The 15,864-nt window shown below is 69.1% G+C and carries 12 protein-coding genes and 1 pseudogene; 6 read left to right on the top strand and 7 right to left on the bottom strand.

All coding sequences use genetic code 11. The features are described 5' to 3' along the window. Window positions 1–126: 126 nt before the first annotated feature. Both NP777_RS37380 and NP777_RS37375 read right to left on the bottom strand, forming a co-directional pair. A complete protein-coding gene (locus NP777_RS37380; protein ID WP_256654634.1) occupies window positions 127–2,418 on the bottom strand; it encodes a hypothetical protein in 2,292 nt (763 codons plus the stop codon). A 222-nt stretch (window positions 2,419–2,640) separates the two neighbouring features. Continuing rightward, window positions 2,641–3,639 carry a LacI family DNA-binding transcriptional regulator gene (locus NP777_RS37375; protein WP_256654633.1) on the bottom strand — a complete coding sequence of 333 codons (999 nt, stop codon included), beginning with the start codon at window positions 3,637–3,639 and terminating at the stop codon, window positions 2,641–2,643. 211 nt (window positions 3,640–3,850) lie between these two features. Between NP777_RS37375 and NP777_RS37370 the strand changes: the two genes are divergently transcribed. The 4 genes from NP777_RS37370 to NP777_RS37355 all read left to right on the top strand — a co-directional run bounded on the left by NP777_RS37370 (window position 3,851) and on the right by NP777_RS37355 (window position 9,220). Beyond that, window positions 3,851–5,836: a glycogen debranching N-terminal domain-containing protein gene (locus tag NP777_RS37370; RefSeq protein WP_256654632.1), complete on the top strand. Its 1,986-nt coding sequence runs from the start codon at window positions 3,851–3,853 to the stop codon at window positions 5,834–5,836. A gap of 90 nt (window positions 5,837–5,926) precedes the next feature. Beyond that, on the top strand, window positions 5,927–7,246 hold the full coding sequence (locus tag NP777_RS37365; RefSeq protein WP_256654631.1) for an ABC transporter substrate-binding protein: 1,320 nt from the start codon (window positions 5,927–5,929) through the stop codon (window positions 7,244–7,246). 82 nt (window positions 7,247–7,328) lie between these two features. After that, a complete protein-coding gene (locus NP777_RS37360; RefSeq protein WP_256654630.1) occupies window positions 7,329–8,351 on the top strand; it encodes a carbohydrate ABC transporter permease in 1,023 nt (340 codons plus the stop codon). After that, entirely contained in the window at window positions 8,348–9,220 is an 873-nt protein-coding gene (locus NP777_RS37355; protein WP_256654629.1) for a carbohydrate ABC transporter permease, read from the top strand. Before NP777_RS37360 ends, NP777_RS37355 begins: the two co-directional genes overlap by 4 nt. Window positions 9,221–9,295: 75 nt before the next feature. Here the strand turns inward: NP777_RS37355 and NP777_RS37350 are convergent, their stop codons facing one another. From NP777_RS37350 to NP777_RS37340, 3 genes are all read right to left on the bottom strand, one after another. After that, window positions 9,296–10,429: a GDSL-type esterase/lipase family protein gene (locus NP777_RS37350; protein WP_256654628.1), complete on the bottom strand. Its 1,134-nt coding sequence runs from the start codon at window positions 10,427–10,429 to the stop codon at window positions 9,296–9,298. Window positions 10,430–10,516: 87 nt separating this feature from the next. Next, window positions 10,517–11,587, bottom strand: coding sequence for a glycoside hydrolase family 43 protein (locus NP777_RS37345; protein WP_256654627.1), 1,071 nt, complete (start codon window positions 11,585–11,587; stop codon window positions 10,517–10,519). Between the two features lie 231 nt (window positions 11,588–11,818). Beyond that, window positions 11,819–12,181 carry a hypothetical protein gene (locus NP777_RS37340; RefSeq protein ID WP_256654626.1) on the bottom strand — a complete coding sequence of 121 codons (363 nt, stop codon included), beginning with the start codon at window positions 12,179–12,181 and terminating at the stop codon, window positions 11,819–11,821. 38 nt (window positions 12,182–12,219) lie between these two features. Between NP777_RS37340 and NP777_RS37335 the strand changes: the two are divergent. Continuing rightward, window positions 12,220–12,324 (top strand): annotated as a pseudogene (locus NP777_RS37335) (ABC transporter permease); the annotation flags it as partial. A 51-nt stretch (window positions 12,325–12,375) separates the two neighbouring features. Here the strand turns inward: NP777_RS37335 and NP777_RS37330 are convergent. After that, a complete protein-coding gene (locus NP777_RS37330) occupies window positions 12,376–13,269 on the bottom strand; it encodes a LysR family transcriptional regulator (protein WP_256654625.1) in 894 nt (297 codons plus the stop codon). A 100-nt stretch (window positions 13,270–13,369) separates the two neighbouring features. On the opposite strand from NP777_RS37330, the gene NP777_RS37325 reads away from it, so the two are divergent. Then, a complete protein-coding gene (locus NP777_RS37325) occupies window positions 13,370–14,458 on the top strand; it encodes an alcohol dehydrogenase catalytic domain-containing protein (RefSeq protein WP_256654624.1) in 1,089 nt (362 codons plus the stop codon). 509 nt (window positions 14,459–14,967) lie between these two features. Here NP777_RS37325 and NP777_RS37320 read toward each other — a convergent pair. Then, entirely contained in the window at window positions 14,968–15,468 is a 501-nt protein-coding gene (locus tag NP777_RS37320) for a hypothetical protein (RefSeq protein WP_256654623.1), read from the bottom strand. Window positions 15,469–15,864: the final 396 nt, after the last annotated feature.

Below are 15,864 nucleotides of genomic sequence, written 5' to 3'. Positions count from 1 at the left end.
GCCGGGCGAGTGCCCGGGGTGCCGTTGAACGTGGTGACCACGTTCACGAACGGTGGGGGCTCCCGGCCCGATGTCCGGGGCGTCAGGCCGGGAGCCGGTCCGAGGGTACGGGTCGACCGGGCTGGATCAGAAGTGCCAGCAGGCCCAACTCTGGGGGTCGTCGGCGTCGGCGGCGCGGGAGAAGACGCTCGCCGCGTACGGGTAGCCGTAGGTGCAGGCGTCGTCCATGCTCATGGAGACGTGGTCGCCGTCGGGGGCGACGCAGTGCCAGTCACTGGCGGTGGTGCCGTCGAGGCTGACGCCACCGGTGTTTCCGATCGACTTGCAGTAGCCGTTGAGGTCGAGACCGCCGGAGCTCTGGAAGGCGGGAGCCTTGGTGAGGGTGACGGTGGTGGAGGTGGTGCCGGCCGGGAGGGTGACCGTCCCGGCGGCCGAGTTCACGGTGCCCGCGGTGGCGGAGGCGATGTTCCCGGCGAAGCCGGGTACCTGGAAGGACACCCCGCCGGCGGGCCTGTCACCGCTCAGGCGCAGCGTCACCGCGGAGCCGGTGCTGGTGATGGTGGCACCCATGCGGTGGCCGCCGGCGATCGGGACGTCGGTGGCACTGGTCCTCGCGCCGGAGCGCAGCCATTCGGTGGGCAGACCGCGGCCGACGATGACCTGCCCGTCGGACTTCTCGGCGACGAGGGAGTCGAGCAGCACCTTGGAGGCGTTGGCCTGACCCCACATATGAGGGCTGGAACCGGTTCCGGCGGTGGCGTGCGTGCCGGGTGACCAGTTGGTGGACCCGGCGGTGGGGATGCCCTCCCACCAGGAGAACGGCGCGCTCTGCGAGTTCGTGATCATGAACTGGTAGTCGTACACGCCTTCGGCGCGGTGGTCGGCGGAAGCGAGCCCGGCCTCCCCGTACCCGGCGTTGTAGCCCGTGCTGAAGCCGGTGTAGCCGCCGTAGGTGTGCGGGGGGAGCCCGGAGAGTTTGGCGAATCCGTCCTTGTAGGTGGCGTCGAGCATGGTGGCCATCGGGCCGCTCTGCTGGGCGCCGAAAAGGTAGCCGTCCCAGTTCCAGCGGCCGAACAGGAACAACGCGGCCCAGTTGGCGTTGTTCTTCTGCCCGCAGGCATTGCCGTCGTTGGGCGCGTCCACGGCGCAGGGGATGTAGCTGAGGTGGTTGGTGTTGATGGTGTTGGTCAGCGCTGTGTTCACCGCGGACAGCAGGGCGTTGTAGGTCCGCTGCGCCCAGTTCGCCTCCGAGGACTTGCCGAGCTTGGTCGCGATGTAGTGGTAGGCGGTCAGGCCCATGAGGGCCTCGGCGTTGTCGACGGTCCAGTAGCCGTCGCTGTCGATGTCGTAGGTGGACTTCATGACGCCGCCGGGCCCGGTCCGGTCGGTCTGGATCCGGTGGGCCTCGGTCTGGATGCGGTTGAAGTTGCTCTGCACGAAGGCGGTGTCGCCGGTCTTCTGCAGGTAGACGGCCCAGGGCCAGGGGAAGGTCCAGTGCCCGTCGTCGTAGTCGACCGGAGAGTTGTGCGGGTCGAACCGCGTGAGCTGGCTCTTGGCGTCGGAGAGGTCGCCCTGGGTGAAACGGTTGACGAGCATGCCGACGAGGTCGTGGTTCCAGACCTGGTCGTAGCCGTTCTCCCCGACATTGAGCGCGGTGCCGTCCTTGACGATCTCGCCGTAGATCATGCCCGCCTTGTAGGCGTTGACCAGCCGGGGGTCCGGCAGGTCGAGCTGGGCGATCTCCCCGAGCCGGCCGTCCCAGTGGTTGGTCATGTGCGCGTAGTGGGAATCGTACGAGCCCGCCGCGGCCAGGCTGCTGTCGGAGGGCCACGGGTACGAAGCCCCGAAGCGGTCGACGGCGATGACGTAGTCGTGCGAGACCGACTGACCGGGCTGCACCGTGTTGCCCACGTCGTTCAGCGGGATCAGGCCGGATGAGGGCGCCGGGTCCTCGGTGTGGGCCACCGTGTCGTGGTTGTCCACGGTGACGCGGGAGTAGACGGCGACATAGTCGTTGCCACCGGTCGTCACCTTGTCGCCGAAGTTGGTGATGGTGACGGTGGTGTTGTCGCGCTGAAAGCTGGTCACCAGCGCCGGGTAGTAGCCGTCGGCATTCGACCACTGGAGAGATGCGGGGTTGTTGTAGATCCCGAATCTGGCGGTCGTGTTTTTCCCGTCGCGGATGTCGAAACTGCCGTCTCGATGGGCGATGGCGGCGTCTTTGTCTCCGTCCCAGCCGATGACCGCGCTGTCGACCTGGGTCGTGCCGGCACGGGCCGGAGCGGCCTGGAGGGTTTGGACACCGGCGGCGAAGCCGACGAGGGCGAGCCCGATGACCGCGCTGAGGAGGCGTCGGCGCAGGGTTCGGGGGCGAGAAGGTCCGTCGGCCGGCACCGGCGACGGTGTGATGCGGCTCATGGCGATTCCTGGGGGCGTCGGTCGCCAGGATCAGAGGCGACAGGGGCTGATCGTGCTCTGCGGTGGCCGTAGAGGCCGGGCGCCGCGGTCAGCGGTGGATTTTTGAGCGCTCAAACGCGGCGACCCTAAAGAACCAACCGATGCTGGGACTGTCAAGGGTTCGCGCACCGATTGCTCTGGAGCGTCCGGCATCGGCCGGGTTGCCGGTGGGGCGGGCCGGGGCTACCGCCGAGGGGTCGCGGGCCGGGCGCTGGAGGACCGAATGACCAGCTGGGGTTCCAGGAGCCGGCGTCCGGGACCCGCCTCGTCGGTACCGAGCAGGGCCGCGACGACCTGCCGGCCGACCTGCTCGATGGGCTGCCGGATGCTGCTGAGCTCCAGGGCGGCCGCCGTGGGCGTGTCGTCGAAACCGACGACAGCGAGGTCGCGTCCCACCTCGAGCCCCCATCGCTGAGCCGCTTGCATGGCGCCCACGGCCAGCGTGTCGGTGGCGGTGACGATAGCGGTGGGGGGCTCGGCATGTTCGAGCAGCCTGAAGGTGACTTGGATGGCCGCTTGGACCGAGTCCTCACTCCGAACGTCCAGGACTCCGCAGGTCGAGGCGAGATGGTGGCTTTCGACGGCTTGGTGCCAGCCATGTGCCCGGCGGTCGCCGATGGTGCGGCCGGACGGCCAGCCGAGGAACGCGATGCGGCGATGACCGCGATTCACCAGGTGGTCCACGGCGAGGCGAGTGCCCAGGACATTGTCCACGTCGACCCAGGGATAGGTGTCGGCGCCCGTATCCGTCCGCCCGAACGCGACGAACGGAACCCCCATGTCGAGCAGGGCCTTCGGGCGTTGGTCGTCGGCTGTCAGGTCGTACAGGACGAATGCGTCAGCAGCTCCTCCGCGGTGGAGCCTGCCGACGCTGTCGATCTCCGTGGACTCGTCCTCGGCGGCGAACAGCAAAAGGTGGTGGTCGGCCGCCCGGCCGGCCTCGGCCAAAGCATGCAGAAACCTGTCGTGCATCGAGGTGAGGGCTCCGGGAGTCAGCGGGCGGATCCGGCAGCCGATCATGTGTGAGGCGCTGCGCGCCAGAGCCTGCGCTTGGCGATTGGGCTGATAGCCGAGCCGGGAGATGTACTCCACGACGCGCTCCCGGGTGGCGGCTCGCACACGCTCGGGCGCGTGCAGGACATTGGACACGGTTTGTCTGGACACACCGGCCGCCTGTGCCACGTCCTGGAGAGTGGGAGCGCTTCCGCCCACTGGCTCGTGGTGTCCCGGCTCCGCCATGTACGCCTCCAGTTCCTTCTGCTTCGCCCGCAGTGCATTGTCCCTGAACTCGATGCCTGGTCGGCGGTCGTCCGGTCTGCTACGGTTCGCTTCCTCGCGATTTGCGCGCTCAAATTTTACCGCAACTCCACCCGTCCGAGTTCACGGAGGCGATGTGAGCCACTTCCGCCAGAGCTCTCTGCACGAACTGGTCACGTTGCTCTGGGCACCCTCCGTGTGCCTGAGTTCCGGCGACGGCCAGATACGTGCGCAGGGGCTCGACGGCTTCTACACCAATGATTACCGGGTGCTCTCCGGCCTGGAGGTGGAGGTGGCCGACGCTGTGGTCGAGCCGGTCGGGTGCCGGCTTCAGGGCCCTGCGAGTGCCGTCTTCACCTCCCGCGTACGCCTGGACGGTGACGAGGGCGCCGATCCATCGGTGGTGATGCACCGCTACCGGTCGGTGGGCCAGGACGGGCTCGAGGAACGGCTGGAGTTGGTCAATTACGGTGCCACCCCCGTGCGGGCGACCGTGCGGGCGCGTGCCCGAACCGATCTGGCACCGGTCCATGTCGTGCGCGGCGGCCGGCAGGCGCCTCACGTGGATCCTCAGCGCGTGGCCGGAGGCGCATGCTGGGCCGGAGCAGTACAGGAGGTTCTGCTGACCGCGGAACCGGTTCCGGCGCAGATGACGTCCGAGGACGCGGACGTGGTGCTGTCGTTCACCTTCGACCTGGCGCCGGAGCGGCCGGCCGGGGTCACCTTGAGGGCGATCGCCCGGGACAACGATCCGGAGACGGCCCAGCGTACGTTCCTGTCCGTCGCTCCGCGGAATCCGCCCGTCCTCCCCGACCGGACCACCGGGGCGGAGGAGCCGCGCGACCTCCGTCGCCGCAAACTGCTCCAGGTGAGTCTGCGGGATCTTCAGCGCATGCTGCTGGCCGATCCCCTGGAGCCCGCGGACTCCTTCCTCGCCGCCGGCAGCCCCTGGTACTTCACCCTCTTCGGCCGCGACGCGTTGTGGTCGGCCTCCCTGCTTCTGCCCGGTGCCCGGCGATTGGCCCTCGGGACACTGCGTACCTTGCAGCGGCGCCAGGGGGAACGTCACGACGCCGTGGCGGAGGAGGAGCCGGGCAAGATTCTGCACGAAGTCCGCCGGGAGACTCTGCGCCTGAACGACATGGTGATCCCTCCCCTTTACTTCGGCACGATCGACGCCACCATGTTGTGGGTCCGCCTCCTGCACAGCACCTGGCAGGCAGGGGTGGACGAGGCCGAGATCGAGGCGCTTCTCCCGAGCCTGCTCGCGGCGCTGGAGTGGATCACGGCCCACGGCGACAGCGACGCGGACGGTTTCATCGAGTACCGGTCCTCCACCCGGGGCGGCCTGGCCAATCAGGGATGGAAGGACACCCCGGACGCCGTGCGCTGGGCGGACGGGCGACGCGTGGCATCCCCGCTGGCGCTGTGTGAGGTACAGGGCTACGCGTATGCGGCCGCCACTCAGGGCGCCACCCTCCTCGACGCCTTCGGACTGCCCGGAGCCGACCGCTGGCGGGACTGGGCGGCCCGGCTTCAACGGCGGTTCCGCGCCACCTTCTGGATCGACGACGCCACCGGCGTCTATCCCGCCATAGCCCTGGACGCGGACAAACGGCCCGTGGACGGAGCGGCCTCGAACATGGCGCATCTGCTCGGCACCGGCCTGCTCAACTCCCGTGAGGCGGACCTGGTGGCGCGTCGCCTGTCGCGTCCCGACCTCGACTGCGGCTATGGACTGCGCACCCTCTCCTCGACCAGCAGGGCCTTCAACCCGCACAGCTACCACTGCGGCAGCGTCTGGCCGCACGACACGGCCATCGCGGTGCTCGGGCTGGCCGCCGAGGGTCACCACGCCATCGCGCACTCACTGGCGGAAGGTGTCGTCACCGCCGCCGAAGAGTTCGCTTTCCGACTTCCGGAACTGTACGCCGGCACCTCCGCCCATGATGGTGAGCCCGTTCTCGCCTACCCCAATGCCTGCCGTCCGCAAGCATGGGCCTCGGCCGGGGCCGTGGCGCTGATCGACTACCTCGAAGGCCATGACTCCACGGGCGCGGGCGCCGAATCCGGCGATCGTCCGGGCCTCCTGACGGCCGTTCCCGAGTCTCGGCACACCTGACCGGGGACTCCCTCTCCCGGCTCCGCGACGCCCCCTCGCGAGCCGCACCCACTTCCCTTCCCGTACCCTCCCGCACCGCAAGGAGCCCGCATGAGCCGCACCCGCACCACCTGGCGCACCTCGAGAACCGCCGGCCTGGCGGCCCTGGCAGTCACCAGCGCTCTGATCCTGGCCGGCTGCTCCAGCAGCGATACGAAGGACGAGACGTCCACGTCTGGCGGTGGCACCGATCGTGGCCCCATCACCTTCGCGGTCGGCAAGGACACCTCCGGCGCCTTGCAGAAGCAGGTGGACGCCTGGAACGCCGCCCACCCGTCGGAGAAGGTCACGCTGAACGAACTCCCGGCCGCCGCCGACGCCCAACTACAGCAACTCCAGCAGAACGCCCAGGTCAAGTCGACCGCATTCTCCGTGCTGGGGCTGGACGTGACGTGGACCTCCGAATTCGCGGCCCACCGGTGGATCGACCCGATACCCGCCTCGACCAGCACCAGCAGCCTGCTCCCGGCCGCCGTCGAATCGGCGAAGTACCGCGGCACCCTCTACAGCGTGCCGTGGCAGACCAACGGCGGCCTCCTCTTCTACCGAAGCGATCTGCTCACCGCCGCGGGAATCAAGACGCCACCGACCACCTGGCACGAGATGCAGGCGGACTGCGCCAAGATAAAGGCACAGCCGCAGGCCAAGAAGGCGTCCTGCTACGCGGGGCAGTTCGACAAGTACGAGGGTCTGGTCGTCAACTTCTCCGAAGCCGTGCAGTCCTCCGGCGGGCATGTCTTCGACACCAACGGCAAGCCGACGGTCGACACTCCCCAGGCGAAGACCGCGCTTACCTGGATGGCAGACGCCTTCAAGGACGGCACCATCCCGCACGAGGACCTCACCTATCAGGAAGAGAACGGACGACAGGCGTTTCAGTCCGGGAAGGTGATCTTCATGCGCAACTGGCCCTACGTGTGGGACCTGGCCAACAAGACCGACGGCTCCTCCAAGGTCACCGGCAAGTTCAATGTCGCGCCCCTGCCCGGCCTCGACAGCACCGGCTCCTCGACACTGGGCGGCTACAACCTCGCCGTCTCCTCGTTCACCAAGCACAAGACGACCGCCCACGACTTCATCACGTACCTGACGAGCGACAGGTCCGAACGCGCCAACCTGCTCGCCGCGTCCACCGCTCCCACCCGAACCGCCCTGTACCAGGACCCCGCCCTCCAGAAGAAGTTCCCCTACCTGGCCGGGCTCAAGAAGTCGCTGGACACCGCGGTCGCACGTCCCCAGGCCGTTCGTTATGGCGATGTGTCCGCGGCGATCCAGGACGCCGTCTACCCCGTGCTCTCCGGCCGGACCGATCCCGCCACCGCGCTGGCCTCGCTACAGGACAAGCTGACGCAGATCACTTCTCAGCCGTGAACGGACGGTCCGGGCGCGGCCCCTCCCCCGCGTCCGGCCCGTCGTCTCCTCCCGACCGCTCGCACGGAAGACCGAGCCTTTCATGACCACTTCCGCACCCGCCGCAGCTCCACCGCACGCAAAGCCCGCACCGAAAAGGGGAATCCGCCGCGCCCATCGCGGCGAAGGCCGCCTCGCTGCCTTCCTGCTCTCGCCCACACTTCTCGTCCTGGCCCTGGTCATCGGCTACCCGCTGGTCTCCGCCCTGCGCGAGTCCCTCTACCAGCGAGGGGAGGGACTGGACGCGAACGGCTTCGTCATCAGCGGCGAGCACTTCGTCGGCCTGCGCAACTACATCGACGCCTTCACCGGGGCCAACGGCTCCCGATTCTGGAACGCCTTCGGCAACACCACGTTCTTCACGATCACCACCGTGGCTCTGGAAACCGTCATCGGCCTGGCCATGGCCCTGATCATGCATCACGCGCTGCGCGGCCGTGCCTTCCTCCGGGCCAGCATCCTCGTGCCCTGGGCGGTTCCCACCGCCGTATCCGGCCTGCTCTGGCGATGGATCTTCGACGCCAACGGCATCGCCAACAACCTCCTGGGTCAGCAGATCCTGTGGTCCGCGGACGGCTGGCCGGCCAAGTGGGCCGTCGTCATCGCCGACACCTGGAAGACCGCCCCCTTCATCGGCCTGCTCACCCTCGCCGGCCTCCAGCTCATTCCCGCCGAACTCCACGAGGCCGCCCGGGTGGACGGCGCGAATGCCTGGACTCAGTTTCGAAAGATCACACTGCCTCTGATCAAGCCGGCCCTCCTTGTCGCCGTGCTGTTCCGCCTCCTCGATGTCCTGCGCATGTTCGACCTGCCCTACCTGCTGGTGGGAAACCAGAAGTACTCCGTGCAGACGCTGTCGGTGCTCGCCTTCAACGAAGCCAACAACCTGCACTACGGGCCTGCCTCGGCCTACGCCACGCTGCTGTTCCTGTACGTCGTCATCGTCGCGTACGCCTTCGTCAAGATTCTCGGCGCAGATCTCCTCGCCGGAGCGCGAACCAGGACCCCGGCACGTCGGCGCCGGTCGGCAACGCGCCCGCTCGCAGGAAAGGGAACTCCCGCATGACCACCCACGCCACGGACCGGCCCAGCAGGAGAGCGAGTGCCAACCACTCGGGTGCCGCGGCCGTCCTCCGCTACTTCGGCGTAGCCGTCATCGTCGTCTACTGCCTGGCACCGTTCTTCTGGATGGTGGTCTCCGCGTTCCGCCGGCCCTCCGACCAGTTCCAGCTCTCCGCCCTGCCCAGGCCCTGGTCCACCGCGAACTTCCGCGCGGTGTTCAAACCTGATGTCGGATTCGGACGGGCTCTGCTCAACAGCCTCGTCGTGGCGGGCATCGCCACCATCGTCACGCTGGTGATCGGCACCGTTGCGGCTTACGCGCTGGCACGGTTGGAGTTCCGCTTCAAGAACCTGGTCGCGGCCGTCATCATCGCGATATCCATGTTCCCGCCGATCTCCATCGTCGTGCCGCTGCTGAAGCTGTTCACCGACATCAAATGGATCAACACCTATCAGGCCATGATCGTGCCAAGCCTGTCGTTCGCCCTTCCGCTGGCCGTCTGGTACTTGACGTCGTTCTTCCGCCAGCTCCCCGCCGAACTGGAACAAGCGGCGATGATCGACGGATGCACCAGGGGACAAGCCTTCCGCAAGGTCATCCTCCCGCTCGCGGCACCCGGCGTGTTCACGACCGCGATCATCACGTTCATCGCCGCCTGGAACGACTTCATCATCGCGCTTTCCATGGTCAACAAGAAGGACATGCAAACGGCAACCGTCGCCATCTCCCGCTTCACCGGGGCCTACGGCTTCGACCAGCCCTACGGAACTCAGATGGCAGCCGGTGTCGTGGTCACCGTCCCCCTTGTCCTCGCGGTTCTGGCGTTCCAGCGACGCATCGTCTCCGGCCTGACCGCGGGCGGACTCAAATAGGGAGCGGAGCGAGCGGCTGCGGAGGCGTCCTCCCCGGCGAGCCGCCGATGGCGTCGGCGGCTCGCCGGGGAGGCACTAGATCCAGGGAGTGGGTGCGCCGAGGGTGGCGAAGTCGATCGCGTCGATCTCGGCGTAGCACGTGCCCTTGGCAAAGCGCAGGGTGTTGGCGCCCTGCTGGAGGTGGACGTCGACGCCGGTCATCGACCACTCCTCCCAGCCGTAGGAGGGGTAGGCGACCGTGACGGCGGGGGCGTCGTCGACGGTGAGCAGGTGGGTGCAGGTGGCGCCCATGCCGTTTCCGGCACGCACGTACATGCGGTAGGCCCCGGTGTAGGGGGCGGTGACGACGTACTGAAGATAGCTGTCGGCGTTGTCGATATGGCCGGCCTTCACACCACCTGACGCGGTCGGGCTGGACAGCAGGTCGGCGTCGTGCACGGACGCGTACGCGGAGTTCTCCGCCTCCCAGCGGGTGACCGGCGAGGAGATCAGCGCGGAGTACCAGCGCGCGGCCATCTTCGAGTAGCCGCCGGCCGTCGGGTGCACGCCGTCGGCCAGGTCGGCGGTGGTGAGCGCGGAGTGCATGGAGACGAAGTGCACATGCCGACCCTGCGCGGCAAGCGCGGAGACCACGCCGGGGACGGCCGCGTCGTACCGTTCCGCGCGGCTTTCGAGGACCGGGTCGGCGAGCGGGATCAGGTCGGAGACCAGCACATCGGCGGTGGGGGCCGCGTCGGTGAGGTGCGTGAGCAGCGTGGACAGCCGGGCCGGGGCGCCGGCCGGGTCGTAGTTCTGGACCATGTCGTTGGTGCCGATGTGCAGCAGGATCGTGCGCGGCGACGTGACGCGCACCCAGTCGGCGGCGTGTGCGTCGATCTCGTCGATCCGCCAGCCCGGATGGCCCTCGTGGTCGTGGTCGCCGAGACGCGCGGGGCCGTTGGACTGCGAGCCGACGAAGTCGTCGGTGTGACCGTCGGCGACCAGGTACTGCCACAGGTCCGAGCGGTAGCCGCCAGGCACGTTGAACCCGTCCGTGATGGAGTCGCCCAGCGGCATGATGCGCACGCCTCCGTTGGACTCACCGCTGGAGGCCGTGCCGGGGCGGAGCTGCTGGTCGGCGCCGGCGGGCGCGGCGTACGCGTGTCCGGCGCCGAGGAGCAGCGTCACGGCCAGCAGGCAGAGGGCGGCCAGCGCGGCGCCCGGGGACATGTGGTGGCGTCTTCGCGAAAGCGGTGGCACGGGACCTGGCATGGTGTCCCTCCATGGGGGTCGGGGATGGGGCCGGGCCAGGCACGCCTACTCGAAGAACTTCAGGCTCCAACCGGTGTTGCTGGTGTCGCCGGGGACGTTGGCCCGGGTGTACGTGGTGCCGCCCCACCAGCAGAAGCCGCCGGTGAACCAGTAGCGGGCGGACCAGGAGTACGGGGTCCCCTTCGGGACCGCGGTGAACATCAGCGGGAACGTCGGGCCGGCCGGCGGACTGGTGTTGATGTCGCCGTTGAGCAGCACGAAGCTGTGGCTGCCGGGCCCGTCGACGTACAGGGTGGGGTCCCACCCCTTCATCATCGTGGCCGCGTGCGACCCGAACAGGCAGCCGTTCGACTTGTACCAGTCCCATACGTACGTCGGGTCGCCGCCGGCCCGCAGCCGCAGGTCGGCCATGCAGTACTGGTCGCTCCAACTGCCGTTGGCCGAGTACACGATGTGCAACTGGCCGTTGGGATCCTTGATCGCGTTCGGCGCCTCGTTGATGTACGGGTTGCCGACCACGCGCTCCCAGCTCTCGCGCGGCTGCGAGATGATGTACCGCGCGCCGGTCGGCGTGGTCGGGCTGCTCATCCTGGCCAGGTAGAGGTTCTGCTCGACGTTGGTGTCGCCCGCCCAGCCGGACCAGACGAACCAGCGCTGGCCTTCGAAGGTGAACATGTTGCCGTCGATCGCCCACTTGTCGTCCGGGAGGGCCAGTTTCGTCTCGTCCCCGTACCCGCTGCCGGCGGTGGCGGAGCTGATCACGTACATCCGGTGGGCCGCGCCGGTGCCGGCGGTGAAGTAGATGTAGTACCGGCCGCCGTCCACGACGATCTCCGGTGCCCACACCTCGCCGCGGCCGCTGGGGTTCGTCCATACCTTCCGGGCCGTGGCCGCGCCGAGCGCGCTCGGGGAGGACGCCTCCCGGACGGCGATGCCGCCGCCGGAGGTCTCCGCCGAGATGTAGGTACCGCCGACCCGGATCACGCTCGGGTCGGCGTTGTGGATGGTGGTCTGGGATGCCTGGGCGGGCGCGGGGCACAGCAGCGACAGCACGGCGGCCAGAGCACCGCACACGCCGGCGGCGAGGAGGCTGTGGAGACGTCTCCATGGCTTCATGATCGCGCTCCAAGGTCGTCCGTACGGAAGTCGGATCCACCGCTTCCGCACATCGGTCAACAGGATTGCTCCATCGGGCCGCCGCTCGTCGTCGGAGGCCCGACGGTGTCATCAGGCCCGGGGCGGCCGGTTCGTCGCCATGCGCGTTCCCTGGTGGGGTGGGGCCGCTTGGGCAGCGCTCGGCACCCGCTGGGTCTACATGGCGCTACTCCCCTCCAGGCGTTTGAGCGCTCAAACCTGTCGTGTACAGAACCAATCGCGAGGCGCTCTGTCAAGGGTTCGCGCAGTCGGCCGCAGCAGGATGCCCTCCTTGCCGCGGACCCGCTCGAGCTCCTTGTCGAACTCGCCCTCGGCCTTCTTCTCCGGGCGCGTGTTGATCCTCTGCACGAGCTGGATGAACAGCTCCACCAGCGAGTCGGTGATCTCCGTCTCCCGTACGCGGCACAGCGTCGACAGCAGCGTGTACCGCACCCGCCCGGCCGCCGCCCCCAGGTCCGAGGGGTACTCGTTCGCCGCCCGCGCCCGCGCCCGCACCCGCACCCGCACCCGCACCCGCACCCGCACCCGCCAGGCCGCTACCGGCTTCTCCGACACGTCCGCGAACAGCTCCGGATGTTCGGCCCCTGCCGCCGTCCAAGGGGCTCCCGCGCCACCGGATCGTCACCCGCCATCTGCTGCGCAACTCGCTGATCCCGGTGGTGACCTTCATCGGCACGGACATCGGCGCGCTCATGGGCCGGAGTGAAGGGGAAAGGGGCACCCGCGATGTGTGCGGCCCTGGTGGCGGTTCAGGCGGTCGACGTGATCGCTCGGGTGACGGCGGTGATCGCCGGGGTGGGCTGGCCGGAGAGACGTGCCACGAGCACCCGGCGGATCTCGGGGGGTGCGCCGTCGACGCGCAGCAGGCTCACCCCGGGCGGCAGCACCGGTGAGAGCCGGGACGGCACCGTGGTCACGCCGAAGCCGCCGGCGACCAGTTGGAGCTTCGTCAGCCAGTCGCGCGCGGAGTGGACGACGCGCGGCCGTCCGGGCAGGCCGGGCCAGACGCCGAGCAGTGGCTCGGAGTTCGACGACGGGGTGGCGATCCATGCGGCGTCGACCAGTTCGTCGATGTGCACCGTGGTGCGTCCGGCGAAGTCCCCGGTCGAAGACACGGCCACGACCAGTTCGGTGTCCGCGACGGTCTCGAGGTGCAGGCGCGGCGACTCGCTGTCGAAGGGCCGGTGGGGTGGGCGGGATGTCAGCACGGCGAGGTCGAGCGAGCCCGCGCGCAACGCCCGGATCAGGGAGGGCGTGGTGCCCTCGCGGGTGGTGACCGTGATCTGCGGGTCGGCCTCCGCGAGGTGTGCGAGTACGGCGGGCAGGATCGCCGAGCCCGCGCTCAGGACTGCCCCGAGCCGCACCAGTTCGGTCCGCGGGGCGGTGCCGGTGAGTTCACGCTCGGCCGCCGCGAGCGAGGCGAGGATCGTGTGGGCGTGCCGCAGCAGGGTCAAGCCGGCGGGAGTGAGCCGCACCCCGTCCGGGCGGCGTTCGAACAGGATGGTGTCGGCGCTGTGTTCGAGGGCGGCGGCCTGGCGTGAGACGGCCGACTGCGTGTATCCGAGTCGGGCGGCCGCCGCGGTGAAGCTGCCGGACTCGGCGATCTGCCGCAGGACCCGCAGTCCCGTGCTGGAGATGTCCATGCGTTATACGCATACCATAGATGCCAGATCCTCGCTTCCCGCATGTTCGTCCCGCTCCTAGTGTTGATCTCAGAGCACGGACGAACACGGAGGTCATCACGTGCGAGCAGCAGTTCTGACGCGGTTCGGCGCCCCACTCGCGGTGCGGGAGGTGCCGGACCCCGAGGCCGGCAGCGGTGAGGTGGTGGTCGAGGTCCTCGCCGCCGGCGTGGCGCCCTACGCGGCCGAAGTCTTCAGCGGCAAGCGGAAGTACCCCCTTGTCCCTCCTGTCGTGCCCGGTGTTGGCGCGGTGGGGCGGATCGTCCACGTCGGCCCTGACGCCACCCGGCTGCGGGTCGGCGACGTGGTGTGGTGCGACTCGACGGTGCGCTCGCGGGACGATGCCCTGACGCCCGACATCACGCTCCAGGGCTGGAGTTCGCGCGGCGAGGGCGGCGCGCGGCTCGCCGAGTACATGCACGACGGCGCGTTCGCCGAGCTCATGCGGGTCCCGACAGAGAACGTCTTCCCGCTGCCCGCCGCGGCCGGGGAGGATCCGGCCCGCTGGGCCGCGCTCACCGTGCACACCATCTCCTACGGCGGGCTGCTGGCAGGTGGGCTCGCGGCCGGCGAGACGCTGCTCGTCAGCGGGGCCACCGGCAACCTCGGCAGCAGCGCGGTCGCGCTCGCGCTCGCGATGGGCGCGGGCCGCGTGGTCGCCCCCGGCCGCAACAAGGCCGCGCTCGGCCTCCTCGCCGACCGGTTCGGTCCGCGTCTGCGCCCGGTCCCGCTGACCGGGGACGAGGCCACCGACCGCGCGGCGATGTCCGCGGCGGCCGACGGCCCGATCGACATGGTGATCGACCTGCTCCCGCCGAGCGCACCCAGCTCGGCCTCGCGCGCGGCCGCCATGACCGTGCGCGAGTACGGCCGGGTCGTCCTCATGGGCGGCGTCGGCATGCTCGGTGGCGACGACCTCGCACTCCCGTACCCATGGATCATGCGCAACTCGATCACCGTGCGCGGGCAGTGGATGTACCCGCGCACAGCCAATGTCGGCATCATCCGGCTCCTTGCCTCGGGCGCTTTGGATCTCGCCCCCGAACGGGTCCGGTCGTTCGACCTCGATGCCGTCAACGACGCCATCACCTACGCCGCCGCGCACGGTGGCCCGTTCGACCGCACCAGCCTCACCCCGTCGGCCGGCTGACGAGGCCCACTGATCACCACCCGCACGACCCGCCACTCTCACGCACTGTTCGAGCCGGTCCGTGGCCCCGCCGGGGTGCACAAGCCCGCCTCTGAACTCACGTCCCTTCGCCGTGGCGCGCATTCTGCCCGAGTGTCGAGAAACGACGTCTGCCGACACTCGGCACCGCGTGTGAATGACCGTAGTCGTCCGCGCGGATGAGCTGGGGATTTGCCGTGGCGTGCAGAGAAGTACGAACGTCCAGCACTCCGAGACGCTGATCACCTGGGCTGCCATCACTCCCCCATGACCAGGCGCCTGGCCCGGAAAGGCGCCACTCCCCGCCGGCCGAGGAAACCGGCGCCCACCGATGCGTGACCGCTCCCTCTACTCCTCTTCCTCTTCCGCGTCGCCGATGGCGATGCGGAGGTCGTGGATGCCTTGCAGGATCCCGATGACGGATGCCTCCGCCCGGCCGAGAGGCTGTCGCACGCCTTCCGCATCACCGCGAGAATGTCCGATCTCCATGATCACTGCAGCAGGCCAGCCTCGGCCGCCCGGCGGAAGACGTCCCCGCACGTGAGGGACGGCATCGGCGAGCGTTCGGCGAGCACGATCAGCGCATGGCGCAGTTCCCTGCTCAGCTGGAAGAGCCAGCGGCTGGCCTGCCCGCCTTTGTAGGTGTACAGGCGGAAGAGGTCGACGGCCTGTCCGTCACGGCCGTCGGCAAAGGTGTCCGGGAGCCCGGCGAGCAGTTCGATGTCGCGCTTACCAGTCGCCGCTTCGGCCACGGCACTGAGGGGTAGAGCATCGAATTCTGCGGCGGACACACCAGCTTCGGCCGCGACGGCGTGGGCAGCCAGAGCTGCGAAGACCTCGATCAGGCGCTCGCCTTCGACCGTGTCGATGCCCCAGGTCCGCAGGTTCTCGTGGCGACGAGCCTGTCGCCATGGCTCCTGGTCCATCAGCGGCAGCAGAACATGGCCCAGGTGCGCGCAGCGGCGCCAGAGCATGTCATGGTCCGAGGTCACGGTCGATCCTCTCTACGCCGAGTGGAAGGCCTGGGGCCGAGGATCCCCCCGACTGCCACAGGCCCTCCAACTTCCCACTACGCGCAGGGCACGTACAGGACGGGGCTGTCTGCCGTGCCATGGCCCGCAGAGCCGCTCGAGCTCACCGTGGCCGCGACCGTAGTGGTACGCCCCTTCGGGTCACCGGGGTGGTTCACGCAGATTGCCGCCGCGGTCGACGACCGCAGCGGTGGCGCGCACTTGGACTGACGTGAGGTCGCTGCCGTCATCCACATGTTCGAGACGTTGTTGCAGAACTCGAGGTCCGCCTCGCTGGTACAGGTCGCAGGCCCGCCCGAGCACGACTAGGCCGGGCGGCCTCGATCGGCACCAGACCGTAGATGTGGAACACGAGGT

Origin of the sequence: Streptomyces rugosispiralis (assembly GCF_024505145.1) — a bacterium.
Classification (GTDB): domain Bacteria; phylum Actinomycetota; class Actinomycetes; order Streptomycetales; family Streptomycetaceae; genus Streptomyces; species Streptomyces rugosispiralis.
Note: the sequence above shows the minus strand (reverse complement) of the source record. Positions and strands in the feature narration are given on the sequence as shown.

What these genes read in the sequence shown, in the direction of transcription:
- NP777_RS37380 (WP_256654634.1), bottom strand. Translation starts at nt 2,418, where the DNA reads ATGAGCCGCATCACACCGTCGCCGGTGCCGGCCGACGGACCTTCTCGC.
- NP777_RS37365 (WP_256654631.1), top strand. Translation starts at nt 5,927, where the DNA reads ATGAGCCGCACCCGCACCACCTGGCGCACCTCGAGAACCGCCGGCCTG.
- NP777_RS37360 (WP_256654630.1), top strand. Translation starts at nt 7,329, where the DNA reads ATGACCACTTCCGCACCCGCCGCAGCTCCACCGCACGCAAAGCCCGCA.
- NP777_RS37355 (WP_256654629.1), top strand. Translation starts at nt 8,348, where the DNA reads ATGACCACCCACGCCACGGACCGGCCCAGCAGGAGAGCGAGTGCCAAC.
- NP777_RS37350 (WP_256654628.1), bottom strand. Translation starts at nt 10,429, where the DNA reads ATGTCCCCGGGCGCCGCGCTGGCCGCCCTCTGCCTGCTGGCCGTGACG.
- NP777_RS37345 (WP_256654627.1), bottom strand. Translation starts at nt 11,587, where the DNA reads ATGAAGCCATGGAGACGTCTCCACAGCCTCCTCGCCGCCGGCGTGTGC.
- NP777_RS37330 (WP_256654625.1), bottom strand. Translation starts at nt 13,269, where the DNA reads ATGGACATCTCCAGCACGGGACTGCGGGTCCTGCGGCAGATCGCCGAG.